21 protein-coding genes are annotated in these 22,030 nt (G+C 67.5%); 10 read left to right on the top strand and 11 right to left on the bottom strand.

From position 1 onward, the window contains the following. Window positions 1-107 precede the first annotated feature (107 nt). From RKE40_RS18480 to phnD, 3 genes are all read left to right on the top strand, one after another. Window positions 108-1,256, top strand: coding sequence for a M20 aminoacylase family protein (locus RKE40_RS18480; protein ID WP_316019728.1), 1,149 nt, complete (start codon window positions 108-110; stop codon window positions 1,254-1,256). A gap of 14 nt (window positions 1,257-1,270) precedes the next feature. Continuing rightward, window positions 1,271-2,248 (top strand): Bug family tripartite tricarboxylate transporter substrate binding protein, encoded by a 978-nt coding sequence (locus tag RKE40_RS18475; RefSeq protein ID WP_316019694.1) that lies wholly within the window; start codon window positions 1,271-1,273, stop codon window positions 2,246-2,248. A gap of 457 nt (window positions 2,249-2,705) precedes the next feature. Beyond that, entirely contained in the window at window positions 2,706-3,752 is a 1,047-nt protein-coding gene (gene phnD / locus RKE40_RS18470) for a phosphate/phosphite/phosphonate ABC transporter substrate-binding protein (protein WP_316019693.1), read from the top strand. Window positions 3,753-3,845: 93 nt separating this feature from the next. Here phnD and RKE40_RS18465 read toward each other — a convergent pair whose 3' ends face one another. From RKE40_RS18465 to RKE40_RS18435, 7 genes are all read right to left on the bottom strand, one after another. Next, window positions 3,846-4,559 carry a cytochrome c3 family protein gene (locus RKE40_RS18465; protein ID WP_316019692.1) on the bottom strand — a complete coding sequence of 238 codons (714 nt, stop codon included), beginning with the start codon at window positions 4,557-4,559 and terminating at the stop codon, window positions 3,846-3,848. 12 nt (window positions 4,560-4,571) lie between these two features. After that, window positions 4,572-5,075: a nitrate reductase cytochrome c-type subunit gene (locus RKE40_RS18460; RefSeq protein WP_316019691.1), complete on the bottom strand. Its 504-nt coding sequence runs from the start codon at window positions 5,073-5,075 to the stop codon at window positions 4,572-4,574. Continuing rightward, window positions 5,042-7,543: a periplasmic nitrate reductase subunit alpha gene (gene napA, locus RKE40_RS18455; protein WP_316019690.1), complete on the bottom strand. Its 2,502-nt coding sequence runs from the start codon at window positions 7,541-7,543 to the stop codon at window positions 5,042-5,044. Before napA ends, RKE40_RS18460 begins: the two co-directional genes overlap by 34 nt. After that, on the bottom strand, window positions 7,540-7,815 hold the full coding sequence (locus RKE40_RS18450; RefSeq protein WP_316019689.1) for a chaperone NapD: 276 nt from the start codon (window positions 7,813-7,815) through the stop codon (window positions 7,540-7,542). The genes napA and RKE40_RS18450 overlap by 4 nt, the downstream gene beginning before the upstream one ends. Beyond that, a complete protein-coding gene (gene napF, locus RKE40_RS18445) occupies window positions 7,808-8,317 on the bottom strand; it encodes a ferredoxin-type protein NapF (RefSeq protein ID WP_316019688.1) in 510 nt (169 codons plus the stop codon). The genes RKE40_RS18450 and napF overlap by 8 nt, the downstream gene beginning before the upstream one ends. Before the next feature lie 10 nt (window positions 8,318-8,327). Further along, window positions 8,328-8,507: a periplasmic nitrate reductase, NapE protein gene (gene napE, locus RKE40_RS18440; RefSeq protein ID WP_316019687.1), complete on the bottom strand. Its 180-nt coding sequence runs from the start codon at window positions 8,505-8,507 to the stop codon at window positions 8,328-8,330. A gap of 295 nt (window positions 8,508-8,802) precedes the next feature. Continuing rightward, complete coding sequence (locus RKE40_RS18435; protein ID WP_316019686.1) at window positions 8,803-9,093, bottom strand: hypothetical protein; 291 nt, start codon at window positions 9,091-9,093, stop codon at window positions 8,803-8,805. Window positions 9,094-9,457: 364 nt separating this feature from the next. On the opposite strand from RKE40_RS18435, the gene RKE40_RS18430 reads away from it, so the two are divergent. From RKE40_RS18430 to RKE40_RS18415, 4 genes are read left to right on the top strand one after another with little or no spacing between them, the layout of a single operon-like run. Next, entirely contained in the window at window positions 9,458-10,465 is a 1,008-nt protein-coding gene (locus tag RKE40_RS18430) for a phosphotransferase (RefSeq protein ID WP_316019685.1), read from the top strand. Continuing rightward, window positions 10,462-11,757: a phosphopyruvate hydratase gene (gene eno, locus RKE40_RS18425; RefSeq protein ID WP_316019684.1), complete on the top strand. Its 1,296-nt coding sequence runs from the start codon at window positions 10,462-10,464 to the stop codon at window positions 11,755-11,757. Before RKE40_RS18430 ends, eno begins: the two co-directional genes overlap by 4 nt. A 4-nt stretch (window positions 11,758-11,761) precedes the next feature. Then, entirely contained in the window at window positions 11,762-12,715 is a 954-nt protein-coding gene (locus RKE40_RS18420) for an NAD(P)-dependent oxidoreductase (protein ID WP_316019683.1), read from the top strand. A gap of 4 nt (window positions 12,716-12,719) precedes the next feature. After that, window positions 12,720-13,733: a LacI family DNA-binding transcriptional regulator gene (locus RKE40_RS18415; protein WP_316019682.1), complete on the top strand. Its 1,014-nt coding sequence runs from the start codon at window positions 12,720-12,722 to the stop codon at window positions 13,731-13,733. A 36-nt stretch (window positions 13,734-13,769) separates the two neighbouring features. On the opposite strand, the gene RKE40_RS18410 is transcribed toward RKE40_RS18415, so the two are convergent. From RKE40_RS18410 to RKE40_RS18400, 3 genes are all read right to left on the bottom strand, one after another. Continuing rightward, a complete protein-coding gene (locus RKE40_RS18410; protein ID WP_316019681.1) occupies window positions 13,770-15,044 on the bottom strand; it encodes a TRAP transporter large permease in 1,275 nt (424 codons plus the stop codon). A 51-nt stretch (window positions 15,045-15,095) separates the two neighbouring features. After that, window positions 15,096-15,665 carry a TRAP transporter small permease gene (locus RKE40_RS18405; protein WP_316019680.1) on the bottom strand — a complete coding sequence of 190 codons (570 nt, stop codon included), beginning with the start codon at window positions 15,663-15,665 and terminating at the stop codon, window positions 15,096-15,098. A gap of 61 nt (window positions 15,666-15,726) precedes the next feature. Continuing rightward, window positions 15,727-16,644: a TRAP transporter substrate-binding protein gene (locus tag RKE40_RS18400; protein ID WP_316019679.1), complete on the bottom strand. Its 918-nt coding sequence runs from the start codon at window positions 16,642-16,644 to the stop codon at window positions 15,727-15,729. Window positions 16,645-17,027: 383 nt separating this feature from the next. On the opposite strand from RKE40_RS18400, the gene RKE40_RS18395 reads away from it, so the two are divergent. Continuing rightward, window positions 17,028-17,732, top strand: coding sequence for a GntR family transcriptional regulator (locus RKE40_RS18395; protein ID WP_316019678.1), 705 nt, complete (start codon window positions 17,028-17,030; stop codon window positions 17,730-17,732). Window positions 17,733-17,741: 9 nt separating this feature from the next. Here the strand turns inward: RKE40_RS18395 and RKE40_RS18390 are convergent, their stop codons facing one another. Further along, entirely contained in the window at window positions 17,742-18,623 is an 882-nt protein-coding gene (locus RKE40_RS18390; RefSeq protein ID WP_316019677.1) for an NAD(P)-dependent oxidoreductase, read from the bottom strand. A gap of 244 nt (window positions 18,624-18,867) precedes the next feature. On the opposite strand from RKE40_RS18390, the gene RKE40_RS18385 reads away from it, so the two are divergent. Both RKE40_RS18385 and RKE40_RS18380 read left to right on the top strand, forming a co-directional pair. Next, complete coding sequence (locus tag RKE40_RS18385) at window positions 18,868-20,391, top strand: serine hydrolase domain-containing protein (RefSeq protein ID WP_316019676.1); 1,524 nt, start codon at window positions 18,868-18,870, stop codon at window positions 20,389-20,391. After that, window positions 20,388-21,968, top strand: a complete 1,581-nt coding sequence (locus RKE40_RS18380; RefSeq protein ID WP_316019675.1) for an ABC transporter substrate-binding protein — start codon at window positions 20,388-20,390, stop codon at window positions 21,966-21,968. The genes RKE40_RS18385 and RKE40_RS18380 overlap by 4 nt, the downstream gene beginning before the upstream one ends. The last annotated feature ends 62 nt before the right edge of the window (window positions 21,969-22,030 follow it).

The raw sequence follows: 22,030 nt of genomic DNA, 5'->3' as shown, positions 1-22,030 counted from the left end.
AGCTTAATGTATTTTATCGTCGCAATCGGCGATGTGATCCTCCGCTCAGGAGACTGATCACCGTGACCCAAGCCCTGATCGAAACGCTGCGCGGCCAGGAGGCCGAAATGATCGCGATCCGACGCGATCTGCACCGGCATCCCGAGCTCGCCTTCAAGGAGTTCAGGACCGCCGCCCTGGTCGCGGAAAAGCTGCGCGGCTGGGGAATCGCGGTCAGCGAAGGGCTCGCCGGCACCGGCGTAGTCGGCACCTTGCGCGGGCGCCGGCCGGACACTGCCGCGATCGGCCTGCGCGCCGACATGGATGCGCTGCCGATCCGGGAGGCGACGGGCCTGCCCTACGCCTCCGTCCATGACGGGCTGATGCATGCCTGCGGCCACGACGGCCACACGGCGATGCTGCTCGGCGCAGCGCGCCATCTCGCGCTGAACCCTGATTTCGCCGGCACCATCCACTTCATCTTCCAGCCGGCGGAGGAAGGCGGCGGCGGCGGCAAGGTGATGGTCGAGGAGGGCCTGTTCCGGCGCTTTCCCTGCGACGCCGTCTATGGCCTGCACAACGAGCCGGGGCTCGAAATCGGACGGTTCGGTATCCGCAGCGGCCCCATGCTCGCGGCAATGGACAGCTGGCGGGTCGTCTTCAGCGGCACAGGCGGCCATGGCGGGCGCCCCCATCGCGCGACCGATCCAACCATGGCGCAAGCCCAGTTCGTCCTGACGCTCCAGAGCGTGATCGGGCGCAACATTCCCGGCCACGAGACGGCCGTGATCAGCGTCGGGCATATCGGCGCGGGGACAGCGGATGCGCCCAACAACATCCCTGCGCAGGTCCTGCTCGCCGGAACCATCAGAACCTACCGCCCCGAGGTGCGCGAGACCGTGCTCCGGCGCCTGAGCGAGCTCGCGGCTTCCGCCGCCAGCGGCCACAATTGCATGGCCGAGGTCACGATCGACTCGCATTATCCGCCCTTGGTCAACAGCCGGGACGAGACGATCCGCGCCGCAGACGCCGCCGCGGCCGCGTTCGGCGAGGATGCCGTCGACCGCGACTTCCCGCAGATCACGGCTGCCGAGGATTTCGCCTTCATGCTGCGCGAGCGGCCCGGCGCCTTCATGCTGATCGGCAATGGTTTTGCCGCCGACGGCGCGCTCCATCACGTCCACACGCCGCATTACGACTTCAACGACGCGCTTCTGACCATCGGCTCGGCCTATTGGGTGACGCTCGCCCGGCGCGAGCTGCGGCCCGCAGCATGAGAGGGAGCTTTCCGATGCGCCGCAGAACCTTCCTGACAGGTGCCGCAGGCCTCGCCGGAATCGGCTGGAGCGGAACGAGCCGAGCACAGGCCCAGGCCTGGCCGAGCAAGCCGATCCGCCTCGTCGTCGGCTTCGCTGCCGGTGGCGCGTCCGATATCGTGGGACGCCTGATCAGCCCGGGGCTGGGTGAGCGCCTCGGCCAGACGGTCTATGTCGAGAACCGGGCCGGCGCCGGCGGAAACCTCGCCGCCGCCAGCGTCGCCCAGGCGGAGCCCGACGGCTACACGCTGATGCTGGCGACGCCGGGGCCGGAGACGATCAATCCGACAGTCTACGACAAGCTACCCTTCGATCCCCGCAAGGACTTTGCGCCGATCGCGCTGCTCTGTTCGATTCTCGACGTGCTCGCCGTGCCGGCCGACCGGCCTTGGAAGACCGTCAAGGAGCTGATCGACGACGCCCGCGCCAGGCCGGGCGCGATCACCTTCTCATCCTCCGGCATCGGCTCGCCCAGCCATGTCGCCCTGCTGCTGCTGCAATCGCTGACGGGCATCAATGTCGTGCATGTGCCCTATCGCGGCGGCGGGCCGATGATGGGAGACTTCCTGGCCGGTCGGATCGATGCGACGATCGGGACCGGCCCGGTGCTGATGCCGCTCGACGAAGGCGGTCAGTTGCGCATTCTCGGCGTCGCCACGGCCGAGCGCTCGCCGCTCGCACCCCACATCCCGACGATCTCGGAATCCGTTCCCGGCTACGCGATGGCGAACTGGCTCGGCCTCGCCGCTCCGGCCAGAACCCCGCCGGTCTTGATCGAGAAGATCCACCAGGCCGCCCTCGCAACTTTGGCCGACCCGGCGGTGCGCGCCAAGCTCACCCAGCAATCCGCCGTCCCGACGCCGCTTGGGCCGCAGGATTATGCGGCGCATGTGAAGGCGGAATATGAGCGCTGGACGCCTTTGCTGAAAGCGGCGAAGGCCAAGGTCGAATAGGAACGTAAGACGACCTGCGCTTGAGCGAGCGCAGGTTGCGACCGCCGGACGCTCACAGCTTCACGGGTGCCGCTGACCCCGCGATCGGACGGCGCATGCGGTGAACCGCGCCGCGGGCCCGATCACATGGCCATGGCGAGGCCCGCTTCAGGAGTGGCACCGGCTCCCCGTCGCCGATTGGTCATGCGCGTTCGCAACTCTCGGACTGAATTTCGCGCACCCGGTCCTTGTCATCACCGCACGGGGCGTATCGCTTTTCGGCACAACAGCGGTCCAAAGGGTGCCCGGCACGCCAGAGCATGTGCGTAGCTGCAGCGCGAAGCCCATCTCAATGCCGTACAAAAGTGTTGACCGAAAGATATTTGTCCACAACATCTGGATAGATGCGCCGGCAAACCATGAGAACCGCGATAGCGGCGGGGCGCAAAGCAGTGCTGAAGCGTTTCGGGAGGAATGAATGAAGATCGCGAACTCGGCGAAAGCCACCATCATCGGCTCGATCGCCGCCGTCGTTTTCTCGGCATTCGGTGCGAGTGCGCAGGACACCTGCCCCAATCGCGGGCAGCTCGACGACCAGTATTGCGACGCCAACAACGATCTCGTCGCCGACACGCCGACCGACCCCGCCAAGCAGAAAGATCCCTCGACCCTGGTCTTCGCCTACACGCCGGTCGAGGATCCCGCGATCTATGCCAATTTGCTCAAGCCGTTCGTGACGCACCTCAACACCTGCATCGGCCGCAAGGTGGTGTATTTCTCGGTCCAGTCGAACACCTCGCAGATCGAGGCGATGCGTTCGGGCCGCCTGCATGTCGCGGGCTTCTCGACCGGGCCGACCGCTTTCGCCGTCAACATGGCCGGTGCGGTGCCCTTCGCCGCCGGCGGCTCGGAAGCCGGACCGCGCGGCTACAAGCTGATCGCGCTGGTCAAGGCGAACAGCCCCTACAAGTCGATGGCCGATCTCAAGGGCAAGAAGGTCGCGCATACCTCGCCCTCCTCGAACTCCGGCAATCTCGCGCCGCGCGTCCTCTTCCCGCCGCTCGGCCTGACCCCGGACAATGACTACAAGCCGCTGATGTCGGGCGGGCACGACAAGTCGATCCTCGGCGTCAACCATGGCGACTACGACATGGCGGCGATCGCGGACGACGTCTTCGAGCGGATGGTCCAGCGCGGCACGATCAAGCGCGAGGATTTCCGCGTGCTCTACACCAGCGAGGTCTTCCCGACGAACGGCTATGTCCACGCCCATGACCTGAAGCCGGAGCTCGCCGCGAAGATCCGCGAGTGCTTCTTCAGCTACAAGTTCACCGACGAGGAGAAGAAGGAATTCAACGGCGAGGACCGCTACGTCCCGATCACCTACAAGGAGAAATGGGGCGTGGTGCGGGAAGTCGCGGAGAAGTCCGGCACGCCGTTCAACAAGCGCAGCTACGAGGCCGAGGCCAAGCGCGAGGCGGAGGCGCTGGAGCGCAAGAAGGCCCAGCAGGCGCCGAAGAACTGATCGCTGGCTCAGCGCCGAAACAAAGGAAGACGGCCCCGGCATACACCGGGGCCGTCTTCGCTTTCAGGCCTGCGGGCCGAAAGCACGCAGCACTTACTTTGAAGGCAGGTCGGCGAGATAGGCCCGCATCTCCCGCTCGGGTCCATGGTGTGAGCTCGTGGTCTTGCCCTGAAGCTCCGGCTTGTCCTTCCAGCCGGGTTCTACCCCGGTCATGTCGGGCAGCAGATGCGCGATGCCCTTGTGGCAATCGATGCAGGTCTTCTCGCCCGTGGTCAGGAAGCGGCTGTGGATGTCCGCCGCCCGGCGTGTCTGCTTGGTGAAGTCCATCGCCACCGAGGAGTGGCAGTTGCGGCATTCCAGCGAGTCGTTGGCCTTGAGGCGCGACCATTCGTGCTTGGCGAGCTCGAGGCGCATGCCCAGGAACTTCTCGCGCGTCGAGATCGTGCCGAAGATCTTGCCCCAGACCTCCTTCGAGGCCTGCATCTTGCGGGCGATCTTGTCGGTCCAGTTATGCGGGACATGGCAGTCCGGGCAGCTGGCGCGCACGCCCGACCGGTTGGAGAAGTGCACCGTCTGGGTCAGCTCCTGATAGACGTTGTCGCGCATCTCGTGACAGGAAATGCAGAACTTCTCGGTGTTGGTGACTTCGAGCGCGGTGTTGAAGCCGCCCCAGAACAGCACGCCGCAGATGAAGCCACCGACCGTCAGGAAGCCGAGGCTGAGATAGGCGCTGGGCCGGCTGATGATGCGCCAGAACCAGAGAACCCAATTCCAGCCCCATTGGAATAAAGCCTTGAGCTTTGCCATCATGCCGCCCCGTTATCGCTTGCGGCCAATGTCTTTGGCGTCCTGGAAGGTATTCTGGACCAAAGGCGGCACGTCGGTCTGCTGGACATGGCAGGCGGTGCAGAAATAGCGCCGCGGCGTCACGTCCGAGAGCACCTGGCCATCGCGATCCTGGAAATGCGTCACGCTGATCATCGGGGCACCGGAGCCCTCGGTGAACTCGCGCTTGTGGCAGTCCATGCAGCGATTGGTGTTCAGCGTCAGCTGGTAGCCGTCGATCGAATGCGGGATCACCGGCGGCTGCTCCGGATAATTGCGCATGCGCCTGACGTCGTCGACGACGGGCCGGCCGAGCGCCGGGACCCGGTCGAGCTCCATGGGCTGAGCCGTGCCGGTCAGCCGCGGGACGATCTTCACCGGCGCGCCCTCCTGCGAGAAGGCGGCCCCGAAGACGAGGACGATGCAGGCCGCCAGCGCGGCCCCGAGGACGGTCCGCGCGCGCATCAGGCGGTGACCGGAACGATCTTGACCGCGCATTTCTTGAAATCCGTCTGCTTGGAGATGGGATCGGTGGCGTCCAGCGTCGTCTTGTTGATCAGCTGGCTGGCGTCGAACCAGGGCACGAAGACGACGCCGGGCGGCATGCGGTTGCGCCCGCGCGTCTCGACGCGGGTGCGCATCTCGCCGCGCCGCGAGATCAGCCTGATCTCGGCACCCTGGTTGAGCCCGCGCTTGCGGGCGTCTTCCGGATGCATGAAGCAGCGCGCCCCGGGGAACGCCTTGTAGAGCTCGGGCACGCGCATCGTCATCGAGCCGGAATGCCAGTGCTCGAGTACGCGCCCGGTGACCAGCCAGAGGTCATACTCGCCATCCGGCGATTCCGCCGGCGGCTCGTAGGGCACCGCGATGATGCGGGCCTTGCCGTCCTTGTTGCCGTAGAACTCGACGCCCTTGCCCGGCTTCACATAAGGATCGAGCCCCTCGCGATAGCGCCAGAGCGTCTCCTTGCCGTCGACCACCGGCCAGCGCAGGCCGCGGACCTCGTGATAGAGCTCGTAGGGGCCAAGATCATGGCCATGGCCGCGGCCGAAGGTGGCGTATTCCTCGAACAGGCCCTTGTGGACGTAGAAGCCGAAATCCTTGGATTCCTGGTTCTCGTATTCGGGGCTGGTCTCGGACAGCGCGAACTTGTCGACATTGCCGTTGCGGAACAGCACGTCGAACAGGGTCTTGCCGCGATAGTTCGGATTGGCGTCGAGGATCTCCGGCGGCCAGACCTCGTCGGTGGTAAAGCGCTTGGAGAACTCCATCAGCTGCCAGAGATCGGAGCGCGCCTGGCCCGGCGCGTTGACGAGCTGGTGCCAGACATGGGTGCGCCGCTCGGCATTGCCGTAGGCGCCCTCCTTTTCGACCCACATCGCCGCCGGCAGGATCAGGTCGGCCGCCATCGCGGTCACGGTCGGGTAGGCGTCGGAGACGACGATGAAGTTCTCGGGATTGCGATAGCCCGGATAGGTCTCGCCGGAGCTGTTGGGTGCCGCCTGGAGGTTGTTGTTGACCTGGATCCAGTAGAAATTCAGCTTGCCGTCCTTGAGCATGCGGTCCTGCTCGACGGCGTGGTAGCCTGGCTTCTCCGGGATGATGCCGGGCGGAACACGCCAGATCTCCTCGGTGTGCTTGCGATGCTCGGGATTGGTCACCGTCATGTCCGCCGGCAGGCGATGGGCGAAGGTGCCGACCTCGCGGGCCGTGCCGCAGGCCGAAGGCTGGCCGGTCAGCGAGAACGGGCTGTTGCCCGGCTCGGAGATCTTACCGGTCAGCAAATGCAGGTTGTAGACGAGCTGGTTGGCCCAGACGCCGCGCACATGCTGGTTGAAGCCCATGGTCCAGAGCGAGACGACCTTGCGCTTGGGATCGGCATAGAGCTCGGCGAGCTGCTGCAGGAAGCCGGGCTCGACGCCGGTCAGCGCCGAGACCTTCTCCAGCGTGTAGTCCTTGACGAAGTCGGCATAGGCCTGGAAGTCGCTCGGCGTGGTCGCGGCCGGGTCGGCCGCCTTCCTGGCCTTGACCTCGCGCGGATCGTCCGGCCGCAGGCCATAGCCGATCTCGGTCGCGCCCTTGACGAAGGTGGTGTGCTTCTCGACGAACTCCTTGTTCACCCGGCCGGTCGAGATGATGTGGTTGGCGATGTAGTTCAGGATCGCCAGGTCCGTGCCCGGCTTGAACACGATCGGGATGTCGGCAAGGTCGGAGCTGCGATGGGTGAAGGTCGAGAGCACCGCGACCTTGACATGCGGCTGGCCGAGCCGGCGGTCGGTCACCCTCGTCCAGAGGATCGGGTGCATCTCCGCCATGTTCGAGCCCCAGAGCACGAAGGCGTCGGCGTGCTCGAAATCGTCGTAGCAGCCCATCGGCTCGTCCATGCCGAAGGTGCGCATGAAGGCATAGGCGGCCGAGGCCATGCAGTGGCGGGCGTTGGGATCGAGATTGTTGGAGCGGAAACCGGCCCGCATCAGCTTGGTCGCGGCATAGCCCTCGAAGATCGTCCACTGGCCGGAGCCGAACATGCCGAGCGCGGTCGGCCCCTTGGCCTTCAGCGTCGCCTTGGCCTTGGCGGCCATGGTGTCGAACGCCTCTTCCCAGGACACCGGCGTGAACTCGCCGTCCTTGGCGTAGACGCCGTTCTTCTTGCGCAGCAGCGGCTGGGTCAGCCGGTCGCTGCCATACATGATCTTCGAGAGGAAATAGCCCTTGATGCAGTTGAGGCCGCGGTTGACGTCGGCCTTCATGTCGCCGTGGGTGGCGATAACCTTGCCTTCCTTGACGCCGACCATAACGCCGCAGCCGGTGCCGCAGAAGCGGCAGGGCGCCTTCGACCATTTGATCTGCAGGCTGTCGACGCCGCCGGTGACCGGCTGCGCCTCGGCCGGAACGCTCATATTGGCAGCGAGAGCGGCGACGCCGGCCGCCTGTGCCTTCAGCATCTCGCGACGGGACAGGGTCATGAGTTCACTCCGATATCGTCGAGTTCTGCTATCTGTTCGAAGACCATGTTGGCGGACAGAACGCCGTCCATGAGCCCGATCTCGGCCAGGCGCGCGCCGATCTCGCCGGTGCTCGCGCCTTCCATCACGATGACGATCTTGCCGCCTTCGACACGATGGACCTCGGTAAGCGGCACTGCATTGATCTGGCGCACGACCTCGTCGCAGCGCTCCGGGAAGGCCGAGACCACGGCGCTCGAGATGTGCACGGTGCGGGGGACAGGGTCAGACATGGGCGGCCTCCGCAGCCGATGAGCCGACGGCGATCGCGCCGGCGGGGCAGGTCGCGATGCAGGCGCCGCAGCTGTTGCAGCGATCGGCGTCGAGCGAAGGCAGCGCCGGCCCGCCGAGCCGGGGGCGGAAGCGGATCGCGCCCTCGGGACAGGCATCGCCGCAGCTCTGGCAGACCACGCCGCGCGCGGCGAAGCAGGCCTCGCCGATCGCAACGACATGCGGGAAGGCCGGCAAGGCCCGGTCGAACACCGGCTCGGGGCAGGCTTCCGCGCATTTGCCGCAGAAAGTGCATTCATTGCGGCTGAAATCGATCTGGGGCCAGCGCCCCGGCCCCATCCGGACGATTGCCTGCGGGCAGGCGTCGATGCAGGCGCCGCAACCGGTACAGGCGGAGGCAAGGCTCCCGGCGCTGGTCCAGGGCGGGCGGACCGCGCCCGGCGACGGCGCGAGGCGGCCTGTCAGGAAGCCGCGTCTGCCGAGATCCGGAATTTCGATGGCCATGACCGGTACCTCACGCCGGAGGCCCGGGCGGTCCGAGGACCAGTTGCGACATCCAGACGAGGAAGCCGTAGCCGCCGACGATGCCGACGGCGATGAGCGGCCAGATCACGACGGCAAGGATGATGAATGCCAGGATTTCATCGCGGCGGGTCCGTGTCTCACCAGTTCCAGCACTGACATTCTCGGACATCGCCATAGCTCCCCGATCGCAGGCCATACGCCTCGCTAACTGGGCCTCAAACTGTATCTTTTCTAATGTGATTATGTGACCGGCCGGCGACACTGTCCAGCCTCCCCGGCGCGAATTTCCCGCGGGGAAGGCCGGTATAGACAAGGCGAGCGGAGCAGAGCCGGCCGATCGCGCAAATATACATCAATAATGCCGGTTTTATCGCCTTACACGCTCAGGGCGCGACTTCGCGTCGCGCCTTGGATCGCCCGGCGAAAGCCGAAGCGATGAAGTCTCGGGAGAGCGGCCCCTGCCCTCAGGGGCAGGCGAAGCTGCTGCGGCTGTCAGGAACGCAGCGCGAACCGTTCGGCAGGTTCAGGGCGCCCGAGGCGTCGCGGCGGACATAGGCACCGTTGGGCAAGGTGAAGCCGCCGGCGGGATCGACCTGAACGCGCGTGCCGTCGGGCAGGACATAGCCGCCGGCACCGTCGCTGACGATGCGCTTGGCTTGCGGGGAGACCTGCGGAGCGACCTGCCTCGACTGCGAGACGCAGCCCGCAGCCAGAGCCGCGAGGGCCGCCACGGCGGTAAAACGGAAAGCGCGCATCATCATCACCTCTCGCACAGTCGTGGTTTCCAGCTGGCCCGCGGATATCCGCCGCCCAGCTCCTTCGGGACACCGCAAGGACGGCGGCGAGCCTCTTCGCCTTGCCGTCGGCGGCCCATCGCCAGAGCTTCCCGAATCGCCGGGCAGCGCCTGCCGAAGCGGCAATCTGACGCCGCCGGCGCCATTCCGCAAACCTTGGCCGGCGACAGCCGGCGCTTCGGCAAAGCGCTTCCGGACCGAAGGCGCCGCTCAGCATGGGGTCTGTGCGCGGCAGCAACTTGACAGGAGCGCCTTGAATCGGGTCCTTGCGCCGACCGTTGCGCTATCGTTAGCATAGCCCGACACCGTGAGGACGAGGGACAACTTGGCGCAGATTGCAGCAGAGATCGTCGCCGACTTCCTGCGCAGCGCGGGGCTGGTCGAAGACCTCGCACAGGCGCGACTGACGCCGCTGACCGGCGGCGTCGCCTCCGACATCTGGAAGGTCGAGAGCGGCGGGCGGGTCTTCGTCGTCAAGAAGGCGCTGGCGCAATTGCGCGTCGCCCAGACCTGGCTCGCGCCGGTCTCGCGCAATGCCAGCGAGGTCGACTGGCTGAGGGAGGCCGGCCGGATCGTTCCTGAGGCCGTGCCCGCGATCCTCGCCGACGACGCAAAGGCCGGCATCTTCGCGATGAGCTATCTCGACCCTGCCGACCATCCCGTCTGGAAGCAGGAACTGCGAGCCGGGCGCGCGGATCCCGGCTTCGCCGGGAAGCTCGGGCAGGTCGTCGCCGCGATCCATGCCCGCACCCGGGGCTCGGCGGAGATCGCCCGGCGCTTCGCCAATGACGACACCTTCCACTCGATCCGCATCGAGCCCTATCTGGAGGCCACGGCGCGCGTCCATGCCGACCTCGCCGTCCCGCTCATGACCCTCGCCAAGGAGACGCTCGCAGCGAAGCTGGCGCTGGTCCATGGCGACGTCAGCCCGAAGAACATACTGGTCGGCCCAAGGGGTCCCGTCATCCTCGATGCCGAATGCGCCTGGTATGGTGAGCCGGCTTTCGACCTCGCCTTCTGCCTCAATCATCTCCTGCTGAAATGCCTATGGACGCCTGCCGCCGGCACCGGTTTCCTTGCCTGCTTCGATGCGCTGGCCGAGAATTATCTCGCCGGGGTCGACTGGGAGCTGCGTGAGGTGATCGAGGCGCGCGTCGCGCGGCTGCTGCCCGCCCTGTTCCTGGCCCGCGTCGACGGCAAGTCGCCGGCCGAATATGTCACCGCGGACGCCGACAAGAACCGTATCCGGCGTGTCGCCCGTCCGCTGATCGCGAGTCCGGTGCCGCGCCTTTCAACCATTCGCCAGCTCTGGGCCGAGGAGATTTCCCGATGATGGATACGACGATCGCTGCCGTCCGCGGACGCCGGGTCTGGGATTCCAGGGGACGGCCGACCGTCGAGGCCGAGGTCCTGCTGAAGAGCGGCCTGCGCGGGCGCGCCATCGCCCCGGCCGGTGCTTCGACCGGGACCGGCGAAGCGCTCGACCGCCGCGATGGCGGAACCGCCTTCGGCGGGCTCGACGTCACCGGCGCGGTCGCCGCGGTCAATGGCGAGATCGCAGCGGCTCTCGCCGGGCGCGACGCCGGCGACCAGCCCGGCATCGACGCCGCGCTGATCGCGCTCGACGGCTCGGACAATCTCGGCCGGCTCGGCGGCAATGCCGTGGTCGCGACCTCGATGGCCGTGCTGCACGCCGCGGCAAATGCGAGCGGCCAGCCGCTCTGGCGTTATCTCTCGGCGGGCCGGCCGGTGCGCATCCCGGTGCCGGAGATCCAGATTTTTGGCGGTGGTGCCCATGCGGCGCGGCGCGTCGACGTCCAGGATTTCATGGTGATGTGCCCGGCGGCGAGCTCCTTCGCGCAGGCGCTGGACTGGACGGCCGAGGTCTACCGCGCCGCCGGCGCGCTGATGAAACAGGCCGGCAAGCTCCAGGGGGTCGCCGACGAGGGAGGGTTCTGGCCGGCCTTCGCCTCGAACGAGGAGGCCCTCGACACCCTGATGCGAGCGATCGAGGACGCCGGTTTCAAGCCGGGCCGCGAGGTTGCGATCTCGCTCGACATCGCCGCCTCGGAATTCGGCCGGAGCGGCGCCTACAAGCTGGCACTGGAACAGCGCGAACTTGATTCCGCCGGGATGATCGCTCTGCTCGGGCGCTGGCTCGAGAGCTACCCGATCATCTCGATCGAGGACCCGCTGGCCGAGGATGATGCCGAGGGGTTCAAGGCCTTCACCGCCCTTTACGGCGAGCGCTGCCAGATCATCGGCGACGACTTCCTCGTCACCAATGCCGCCCGTGTCGAGGCTGCGGCGGCCAGCAAGGCGCTGAACGCCGTGCTGATCAAGCCGAACCAGTCCGGCACCGTGACCGGCACCCGCGCCGCGCTCGACGCCGGCAAGGCCGCCGGCTTCGGCACCATCGTCTCGGCCCGCTCCGGCGAGACTGAGGACGTCACCATCGCGCATTTGTCGGTCGGCTGGGATGCCGGCCAGTTCAAGGTCGGCTCCTTCACCCGCTCCGAGCGCATGGCGAAGTGGAACGAGATGCTGCGCATCGAGGAAGAACTCGGCAGCGAAGCCAGCTTCGCCGGCTGGGAGGCCCTGCCCTTCGCTCCTCAACGGAGCTGAGCGGATGAAGGCGCTGTTCCATTTCTCACCGGGCACGGATCTGCGGGCGCGCCTGGAAGCAATTGCCTCGCCGCGGATCGCGATCGTCGACCAGCGCGACGAGGCCGGCTTCGCCCGCGAGATCGCCGATTGCGAGGTCCTGCTGCACGTGCTGACGCCGGTGACGGCGGCGATGATCGCGATGGCGCCAAGACTGCAGCTGATCCAGAAGATCGGCGTCGGCGTCAACACGATCGACCGCGCCGCCGCGGCGAAGGCCGGCATCGCAGTCGCCAACATGCCGGGAACCAACACGGCCGCGGTCGCCGAGCACACGCTGGCGCTGATGCTCGCGACCTTGCGCCGGGTCGCGGCCTTCGATGCGGCGACCCGCGCCGGACGCGGCTGGCAGATCGGCGTCGAGGATGCGATCGGCCTCGGCGAGATCGGCGGCAGCCGGGTCGGCTTCGTCGGCTATGGCGGCGTGCCGCAGCGCCTGACGCCGGCCTTGCAGGCGCTCGGTGCCGAGGTCCGTTTCTGGAACCGGAGCCCGAGGCCGGACGCGGCCGCTATGGCCTTGCCGCTCGACGAATTGCTGGCGACCAGCGACATCGTCTCGCTGCACGTGCCGCTGACTGCCGAGACCCGGCAGATGTTCGATCGCGCGCGCATCGCCCAGCTGAAACCGGGCGCGATCCTGATCAACACTGCACGCGGCGAGCTGATCGACCAGAACGCTCTCGCCGAGGCTTTGCTGAGCGGCCATCTCGCCGGGGCCGGGCTCGACGTGTTCGAGCGCGAGCCGATGACGGAGCCCGGCCCCCTCGCCGCCTGCCCGACGCTGATCGCGACGCCGCACATTGCCTGGCTGACGCCACAGACATTCGAACGCAGCCTCGCCGTGGCGCTGGAGAATTGCCGGCGCCTGGCGGCCGGCGAGCCCTTGCTGCACCAGATCGCACCCGAGACCGCGGCCTGAGCGGATGGCAGCGCGCGGGCCAGGCATGGTGACGGCGCGGCAGGTGGCGGAGAGCCTCGGCGTCGCCGTGTCGACGGTTGGGCGGGCGCTCGCCGACGATCCGCGCATCAGCCCACGGACAAGGCTCGCGGTCCGCGAAGCCGCCGAGCGGCTCGGCTATGTCGAGAACCTGCCGGCGCAGATGATGCGCGGCGGATCGAGCCGGATGATCGGGCTGATGCTGCCGGACATCCGCAACAGCTTCTATGCGACCATTGCGGATGCGCTCTCGACCTGCTGCGACGCCGCCGGTTATCAGCTCGTCGTCTCGATAGCCGACAGCGCCGAGGCGGAAGCCCGCCATGTCCGGCAGCTGGCGAGCGCGCGCGCAGCCGGCATCGTCATCGTTCCTACCCCCGCCCCGCAAGCCGAGACATGCGCGATGCTGGCGCGCATCCCGCATGTCCAATTGCTGCGCCGCGTCCGCGAGCTCTCTCCGGCCTGGTTCGGCATCGACGATATGGAGTGCCTGCGCGCCGGCACCGCCCATCTCATCGCCCGCGGCCATCGCCGCATCGCCTATATCGGCGGAAGCGGCGACTACTCGACTGGGGCCGACCGGCTCGCGGGCTTCCGCCGCGCCTTCACGGAGGCCGGGCTCGATCTGGCGGGAGCGATCGAGCATCTCGGGCCGCCCGCCGATCCGCGCTTCGGCGCCGAGGCCGCCGCTGCCCTGCTGGCGGCGGCCGACCCGCCGAGCGCGATCATCACCGGCGCCGTTCAGCTGACGGGAGCGGTGCTGCAGGCCATTGCCGGCCGCCCGCTTTCCGAAGGGCGCGAGCCTGCGTTGGTCGGCTTCGGCGACGAGCCTTCCTTCTCGTGGTGGCGGGGCGAGCTGACCGCAATCGCCATGCCGATCCAGGAACTGGCGCAGGCCTGCGGCGGCTGGCTGATCGCGCGCCTGGAGACTGGCGCGGCCATCGAGGCCCACGCCAGCATCGCCAGCGCGCAGCTCGTCGAATACCGGCGCGCTTCCTGATCAGGCCAGCCTCGGCTGCTCAGCGCGGCATCTTCATCAGCGCAGCATCTTGGGCAGCCAGAGCGTCAGCTCGGGAAAGAGCGTGATGATCACGAGCGTGCCGACGAGCGGGATATAGAACGGGATCATCTCCTTCAGCACGGCGCGCATCGAGACCTTGGCGATGTCGGAGATCAGGAAGAGCGCCAGACCCATGGGCGGGGTCAGCAGGCCGAGCATCAGGTTGAAGATCGCGACGATACCGAGATGGACGGGATCGACGCCCGCCATGTGCAGCGGGCCGGCGATGATCGGGATCACCAGAAGCGTCGCCGTCGTCGAGTCCAGGAACATGCCGACGACGAGCAGCAGCAGGTTGACGATCAGGAGCAGCATCAGCGGGTCGCGACTGAGCGAGAGCAGTTCGCGCGCCACGGTCTGCGGGATCTGCTCGATCGCCATGATCCAGCCGAACAAGGCGGCGGCCGAGACGATGATCAGGATCGCCGAGGTGCTCTTCAGCGTCTCATAGGCCGAGACCAAAAGATGGTGCCAGGTCAGCGTCCGGTAGATCACCGCGCTGATGAAGATGACATAGACCACGGTGATCGAGGCTGCCTCGGTCGGCGTGAACCAGCCGACCAGCATGCCGGAGATCAGCAGGACCGGCGTCAGCAGCGCCGGCAAAGCCGGCAGGAAACTGTCCCAGAGCTCACGCCAAGTCGGCCAGCGCTCGGCCCGCGGGTATTTTCGGATCCAGGCCAGGATGGCGACGGTGATCATCAGCATGGCGACGCAGATCAGCGCCGGGACGATGCCGGCGATCAGCAACTGCACGATCGAGACATTGGTGACCGAGCCGTAGATGATCAGCGGGATGCTGGGCGGAAAGATCGGCCCGACGATCGCCGAGGCGCAGGTCAACGCCCCCGCGAATTCACGCTTGAAGCCATGGCTGGTCATCGCCTTGACCTCGATGCGGCCGAGCCCGCCGATATCGGCCAGCGCCGCCCCGCTCATGCCGGAGAAGACGAGGCTGGCGAAGATATTGACCTGCGCGAGCCCGCCATGGATGCGCGCTACGAGCGTCGAGGAGAAGCGGTAGATCCGCTCGGTGATGCCCGCCTGGTTCATCAGATTGCCGACGAAAATGAAGATCGGCACCGCGACCAGCGGGAAGGAATCGAGCGCATAGACCATGCGCTGGCCGACGAGCTCGAGCGGGAAGCCGTTCCAGAGCACATAGGCGATCGCCGGCAGCATCACCGCGAGCACCACCGGCCAGCCGAACAGGAAAAACAGCGTGAAGGAGCCGAGGAGAAGGAGCGTCATCGTGCCGTCGCGTTCCTGCTTGGCGGAAAGGGGGAGCCGGCCGGCCTGACCTCAGGCGATATTCGGCTCGGGCTCGTCGCTGATCTCGTCGGAGAAGCGCACATAGGGCGGGTGGCCCTTCAGCGCCTTCCAGAGCTGGACGGCGGATTCGACCGCCGCGAGGACGAAGCCGAACAGGGCCGCGGAGAAGAAGATCCAGTAGGGGATGCCGAGCGTCGGCGTCGCATTGTCGAGATTGGCCAGCGTCGCGACCATCACCGCCATGCCGGCGATGCCGAAGCCGAGCACGGCCGTCAGCGAAATCGCCGCTGCGAAGAGGGAGCGTGTCCGCTCCGACAGCATGATCAGCACCTCCTCCATGCGGATATTGGTGCCGGAGGCGACGACATAGGGCAGCGCCGTGAAAACGACGCCGATCAGCATGAAGCGGGTCAATTCCTCCGCGCCGATGAAAGGAGCCTGGAAGATCTGCCGCAGCACGACCTGAAGTGCCGGCAGGGTCAGCATCAGCACCAGCATGGCGACGGCGGCGTAGCGGAAGGCATTGCGGGGCGGCCGCAGGAGCCGGTCGATCGCAAGAGGCGCGCCGACATCCTGCGGCTGGACATGCTGATCGGTCATGGAACTCGCCGGCTGGAGCGGGGAAGCCGGGCGGCAGGCCGCCCGGCGGCTTGGCGAAGCGTCACTTCACCGCGGCGATGCGCTCGATATAGGGCTTCCAGCTCGGGAAGTCCTTGTTGACCTCGGTGATCACCCGCTCGCGGAACTCGGCGAGCTTGAGCCCGTCCTGCTCGGTGACGAAGGTCATGCCCTTCTTCTTCAGCTCGCCGATCAGGTCCTGCTCGGCCTTGTTGGCCTGCTGCAGCGTGTCCTGCGCCAGCGCCTCGAACTGCGCATAGATCGCCTTGCGATCGTCGGCGCCGATGCCCTGCCAGACGCGCTCGTTGATGAAGACCGGCAGCACGTTCTGCATGTGCCCGGTCAGCATGACATGGGTCTGGACCTCGTAGAGCTTGTTGGCGTTGATCATGGTCAGCGGGTTTTCCTGGCCGACGACCATGCCGGTCATCAGCGCCGTCGGCAGCTCGGCAACCTCGACCGGGGTCGGGATCGCGCCGAAACCCTTGATCATCGTGGTCCAGAGCTGCAGCGGCACGCCGCGGAACGGCTTTCCCTGCAGATCGGCTGGCGAGCGCACGGCCATCTTCGCGGTCATCTGGCGGGCGCCGCGGAAGAGCCGCCCGACGATGCGCATGCCGCCATCCTTGGCGAGCTTGTCGTTGAACTCGATCAGGACTTCCGACTTCTGCGGGTCGGTCGCCGCCAGCGCATGGGCGCCGTCGCGATAGATGAAAGGCGCGTTGAAGACGGCGATATCCTTGGAGAGCCGAGCAAGCGAGGCGAATTCGTGATGGCCCATCGAGATCGCGCCGGAGCGCACGCCGTCGATCAGCTCCTGGACGCCGCCGAGCTGTGAATTCGGGAAGACCTGGACCTGGACGCGTTCACCAGTCGCCTTGGGGATGCGCTTGCCGGCCTCGTCGCCATACCAGTACTGGATGTCGCCTTCCGAGCCGACATGGGCGTAGCGCAGTTTCACCTGCTGCGCCGACGCGTTACCGAGGCCTACGAATTGGGCACTTGCGAGCGCACCTGCGCCCACTAAGAGTTCGCGCCGACGCAGCATGACAACTCCTCCCGTTCTCGCTTGGCTTTTGCCGTTATGATTATCGCGAAATCCGGCCGTGACGCTGGCAGGCGGCCCATCCCTTCGCCGCGTCCCTGTGCGCGCAGGCAGGCGCACGGCCCGCAGCGGTGGGCGGCTTGCAATGGCGAATCTGCTCCGGCGTGGCGGCCAAGACGCGCTCCTCCCCTCCGCCGCTTTGCGCGGTCCTTGTTGAGTGCTGGTATTTTGCATACAAGTTTGACCAAGCGTCAAGCAGGAGCGGCGAACGAGATCCGCTCCGCCGGGGGAGCGCGCAGATGAGCGTCACGGTCACGGAAGGCGCAGAGGGCACGGAACTGGGGCCGCGCCGCAAGGGTCGGCTTCATGTCGCAACCGTCGAAACCTTGCGCCAGATGATCGTCAGCGGCGCGCTGCCACCCGGTCAGAAGCTGCGCGAGCAGGAGCTCTGCGACCGGCTCGGCGTCTCCCGCACCCCGCTGCGCGAGGCCCTGCGGACGCTGGCGGCGCAGGGCCTGGTCACGCTCTCGCAGAACCGCGGGGCCGAGGTCGCGGCCTTGAGCCTCGACGACATCAGCGCGCTGTTCGATGTCGTCTCGACGCTGGAGGCGCTGGCCGCGCGCCTCGCCTGCAAGGCGGTCTCCGACGAAGAGGTCGCGGAGATCGCTGCGCTGCACGAGCAGATGCGATCTCACCATGAGCGCGGCGAGCTGCCCGAGTATTTCGTGCTGAACCAGCGGATCCACCGGGCGATCATCGAGGCGGCACGCAATCCCGTGCTGCTCGACGTCTGGGAGCGGATGGCGCCGCGGGTCGAGCGCGCCAAATACCTGCCGAATCTCCACGGCCAGCGCTGGCACGCCGCGATGCGCGAGCATGAGGCGATGGTCGCGGCGCTCCAGGAGCGCGACGGCGAGAGTCTCGCCGCGCTGATGCGCCAGCATTTCGCCAACGGGCTCGCCGTGGTGCAGTCGGCGGGAACGGAGCGCGGACCCGCCGACTGAAGGCTCGGCCTAGGCGGCGGGAGGCGCGACCTCCGGCAGCACTTTGACCACGGCGATGGCGTCGAGCTCGCTGTGCCCCTGGCCGACCAGCATGCGATAGAGCGTCGTCGCCTGCGCCACCATCGGCATGGCGAGATGGTGCTCGCGGCCGGCCTCGGTCAGCATTTCCAGGTCCTTGAGAACCTGGCGGGCATAGCCGCGCGGCGCGAAATCCTGCGCGATCATGCGCGGCAGCATCACCTGCAATACGGCCGAGTTGCCGAGCCCGGGCGCCAGGGCGGCGGGGATGCGGCTGGCATCGACACCATAGGCCTCGGCGAGGCGCAGGCCTTCGGCGACGATGCAGTAATTGGTCAGGCAGAGCGCCTGATTGACCAGCTTGGTCGCCTGGCCGGCGCCGACATCGCCCATATGGGTGAAGAGCCCGAAGAGCTCGACCAGCGGCCGCGCCGCCTCGACCACATCCCTGGTTCCGCCGGCCATGATGGCGAGGGTGCCGGCTTCGGCCGCCGGCGGCCCGCCGGAAACCGGCGCGTCGATGAAGGCGATATCCTTCGCCGCCAGCGCGGCGGCGAGCTTCTTGGTCACGGCGATCTCGGTGGTCGAGAAGTCGATGACGACAGCTCCAGCCGGCGCCGCTCCAAGCACACCGTCGTTCCCAGCGATGACCGCGTCGACCGCCTTGGTGGTGGTGACGGCGATGCAGATCTGCCGCGCCCGGCGCGCGACTTCGGCCGGCGAACCGACGACCTCGACACCGAGCGCCTGTGCCTCGCTCCGGCGATTGGGATCGAGGTCGTAGCCGACGACTTTGCGGCCGCTCGCGACGAGGCGCTTGCAGAAGCCCGCCCCCATCAATCCCAGCCCGATGAAACCGACCGCTTCGCTCATCCCGATGTCTCCGATCCCCTGCGGCTCCCGCCGCCTCTTGCTGTTGTTCTGCGCCTCTGGTGCGGACGGCCGCTGCAGGAAGCAGCGCTGCATTCTTGCATACAAACATTTCCAACGCGAAGCGCGCCGAGCCGGCAATATCGCCTGGCCTTGCCGCCGACGCATGGCCGGGCGATTGCGCCCCGGAGGTCATTGCGCTGAAAATCCGGACGGGCTCCGCTGCGGAGTCGGCAGGAGGATCGGGATGCTCGACTGGAGCGGCGCGCGGAACGAGGCGGCGGTCATCGCCGAGGCCTGGACACGCGAGGGTGGCCCGGGCGGCGCGATCGTGCTGTTCGACCGTGACGGCATCCGCGAGGTCGCGAGCGGCGGCTTCGCCGCTATCGAGCATCGTTTGCCCTTCACGCCGGACACGCCGAACCGGCTCGCCTCGATCAGCAAGCATATCTGCGCGGCAATGCTGTTGCGCGCCGGCGTGCCGCTGGATGAGCCGCTCGGCAAGCTGCTGACCGAAGCGCCGCCGGCGCTTGCCGCCGTGCCGCTCGCACGCGCGCTCGACATGACCGGCGCCCTGCCGGACACGATGGAGGCCTTCTGGCAGCAGGGCGTGCCATTTACCGCCAGCCTCGGCGCCGACGAGATTCTGGCGCGCGCCCAGCTGTTTCCGGCGCTGAACGCCGAGCCCGGTACCGAGATGGCCTATTCCAACACCGGCTGGCGCCTCGCCCAGGCGGTGCTCGATCAGCACAGCGGCGAAAGCTACGCCCGGCTGGTCGATGGATTGATGGGCGCGCTCGGCCTGCCGATCCGCTTCGCCCGCGACGAAAGCGAGGTCATCGACGGGTTGGCGGCCGGCTATTGGCGCGAGGGCGATGCTTGGCGCCGCGGACGCTACGGCTTCAACTTCTCGGGCTCAGGCGGCATGGCGGGCAGCGCCGCGGCGCTGGCCCGCTGGGCCTCGAACCTGCTCGCCGGCCGCGAGCCGCTCGCCGGCCTGCTCGAGCGACTGGCGGCGCCGCGGACCTTCGCCGATGGCAGCGCCAGCGTCTACCGGCTCGGCCTCGTCGCCAGCACCCTCGGCGAGGACGCCCTTATCGGTCATGGCGGCTCGCTGCCGGGCTATCGCAACCATTTTCTGATGGCGCCGGAAAAAGGCGTCGGCGTCGTCCTTCTGAGCAATCGCGAGGAGGAGGCGCTGTGGCCGGCTCTGCGCGTGCTCGCCGCCCTGCTCGGGCAATCCCTGCCGCCACCGGCCGACGAGATGCCCGACGGGCTGTTCGCGGCCGAGGAAGGACCGTTCTGGGCCGAGTTCGGCGCGAGCGCGATCAGCTTCATGGGCGGCTATGAGAAGCTCGTCTCCGACGGCTCGGGCGGGATGCGCAGCCTGCCGGCCTATCTCGACATCAGGCTGAGGCGCAGCGGCGCGGATGCGGTCGAGGGCCTGATCGGCGGCGTGGCTCGCCGGCTCATCCGCGTGCCCGATGCAGTCCCGCTCGATCCGCGCCTCCCGGGGCGCTGGCGCGACCGGAATCTCGGCACCGAGATCCTTATCCGCGGCGACGGCAGCGCCCGCCTGCCCTGGGCGGGCTCCGGCATCGAGACGGCGCTGACGCCGCTGCCCAGCGGCCGGGCGCTCGCCGATCTGCCGCACGGCCCCTGGCGGCACCGTCCTTGCCTCTGGCTACAGCCGGACGGAAGCTTGCGCCTCGCCGGCCACCGCTCGCGCATCCTGCATTTCGACCGCGTTACCGAAGGAGCCACGCCATGACCGCTTCCCGCCTCGCCGCCCTCATCGGCACGGCCGCGCTGCTCCTGACCGCGCCGGTACAGGCCCAGCCGGCGCCCAAGAACGTGCTGCGCGTCGCGCCGCACGCCGACCTCAAGACGCTAGACCCAGTCGCGGCCTCGATCGTGATCACCCGCATGCACGGGCTGATGATCTACGAGACCCTGTTCGCCTGGGACGCCAATCTCCAGCCAAAGCCGCAGATGGTCGAGAGTTTCTCGACCGCGCCGGACGGCCTCTCCTGGACCTTCACGCTGCGGCCGGGCCTCAAATTCCATGACGGCCAGCCGGTGACGACGCGCGACGTCATCGCCTCGCTGACGCGCTGGATGAAGCGTGACACGATCGGCGGCAAGCTCGGCGAATACACCGAAGGCATGGAGGCGAAGGACGAGCGGACCTTCGTGCTCAAGCTGAAAAAGCCGATGGCGCTGGTGCCCTTCGCGCTCGGCTCGGCGGTCGGCCAGATCCCGGTGATCATGCGCGAGGCCGATGCCGCGACCGACCCGATGAAGCCGGTGACCGAGGCGATCGGCTCCGGTCCGTTCAAGTTCAACCGCGCCGAATGGCGCAGCGGCGCCAAGGTCGTCTACGACAGGAACCCGGATTATGTGCCGCGTTCCGAGCCTGCCGACGGGCTTGCGGGCGGGCGCGTCGTCAAGGTCGACCGTGTCGAATGGGTGATCATGCCGGATGCTGCTACGGCGGCCGCGGCCCTGCAGACCGGCGAGATCGACATCTGGGAGCAGCCGAGCCAGGACCTGATCCCGGTCGTCGCCGGCGCCAGGGACGTCAAGGTCGAGCGCTATTCCAACCTCGCCAACCAGGTGATGCTGCGGCCGAACAGCCTGCACCCGCCCTTCGACAACCCGAAGGCGCGCCTCGCCCTCGCCTTCGCCACCGACCAGGCCGAGTTCCTGGCCGGCGGCTTCGGCGACGAGGAATGGTGGAAGCGCTGCAACGCCTATTTCATCTGCGGTGGCCCGAACGGGACCGAGGCAGGTACGGAAGGCTTCTCCAAGCCCGATCCGGACAAGGCGAAGCAGCTCCTGGCGGAAGCCGGCTACAAGGGTGAGAAGCTCGTGCTGACCACCAGCAACGACATCGCCGCAATCGGCCGGATGGCCGAGGTCGCCGCCTCCCAGCTCAAGAAGGCCGGCGTCAATGTCGAGGTGCAGTTCTCCGACTGGGGCACCGTCACCACCCGCCAGCAGAACAAGAATCCGCCGGACCAGGGCGGCTGGAACCTGTTCGTGACTTATGCCTCGGGCGCGACCATGCAGTCGCCGATGACCAATATCGGCACCAATATGGCCTGCGAGAAGGCCTGGGCCGGCTGGCCCTGCGACGCCGAAGCCGAGAAACTGCGCGGTGCCGTGGTCGATGCGCCCGACGATGCCGCCCGCAAGGTGGCGGTCGAGGCGCTGCACAAGAGGCTCGCCGAGATGCAACCCTATCGGGTGCTCGGCCAGTTCGACCAGCCCTATGCCAGACGCGGCAATGTCTCTGGCGTCCTCGCGGCGCCGGTGATGCTGTTCTGGAACGTGCAGAAGAACTGAGGCGCCGATCTGCGCTGCGTTAACCGGCCCGGAGCGCGGCGTTAACCAGTTCATGACCCATG

The sequence above is a fragment of the Allobosea rubneri genome, from assembly GCF_032464875.1.
Taxonomy (GTDB): Bacteria; Pseudomonadota; Alphaproteobacteria; order Rhizobiales; family Beijerinckiaceae; genus Allobosea; species Allobosea rubneri.
Note: the sequence above shows the minus strand (reverse complement) of the source record. Positions and strands in the feature narration are given on the sequence as shown.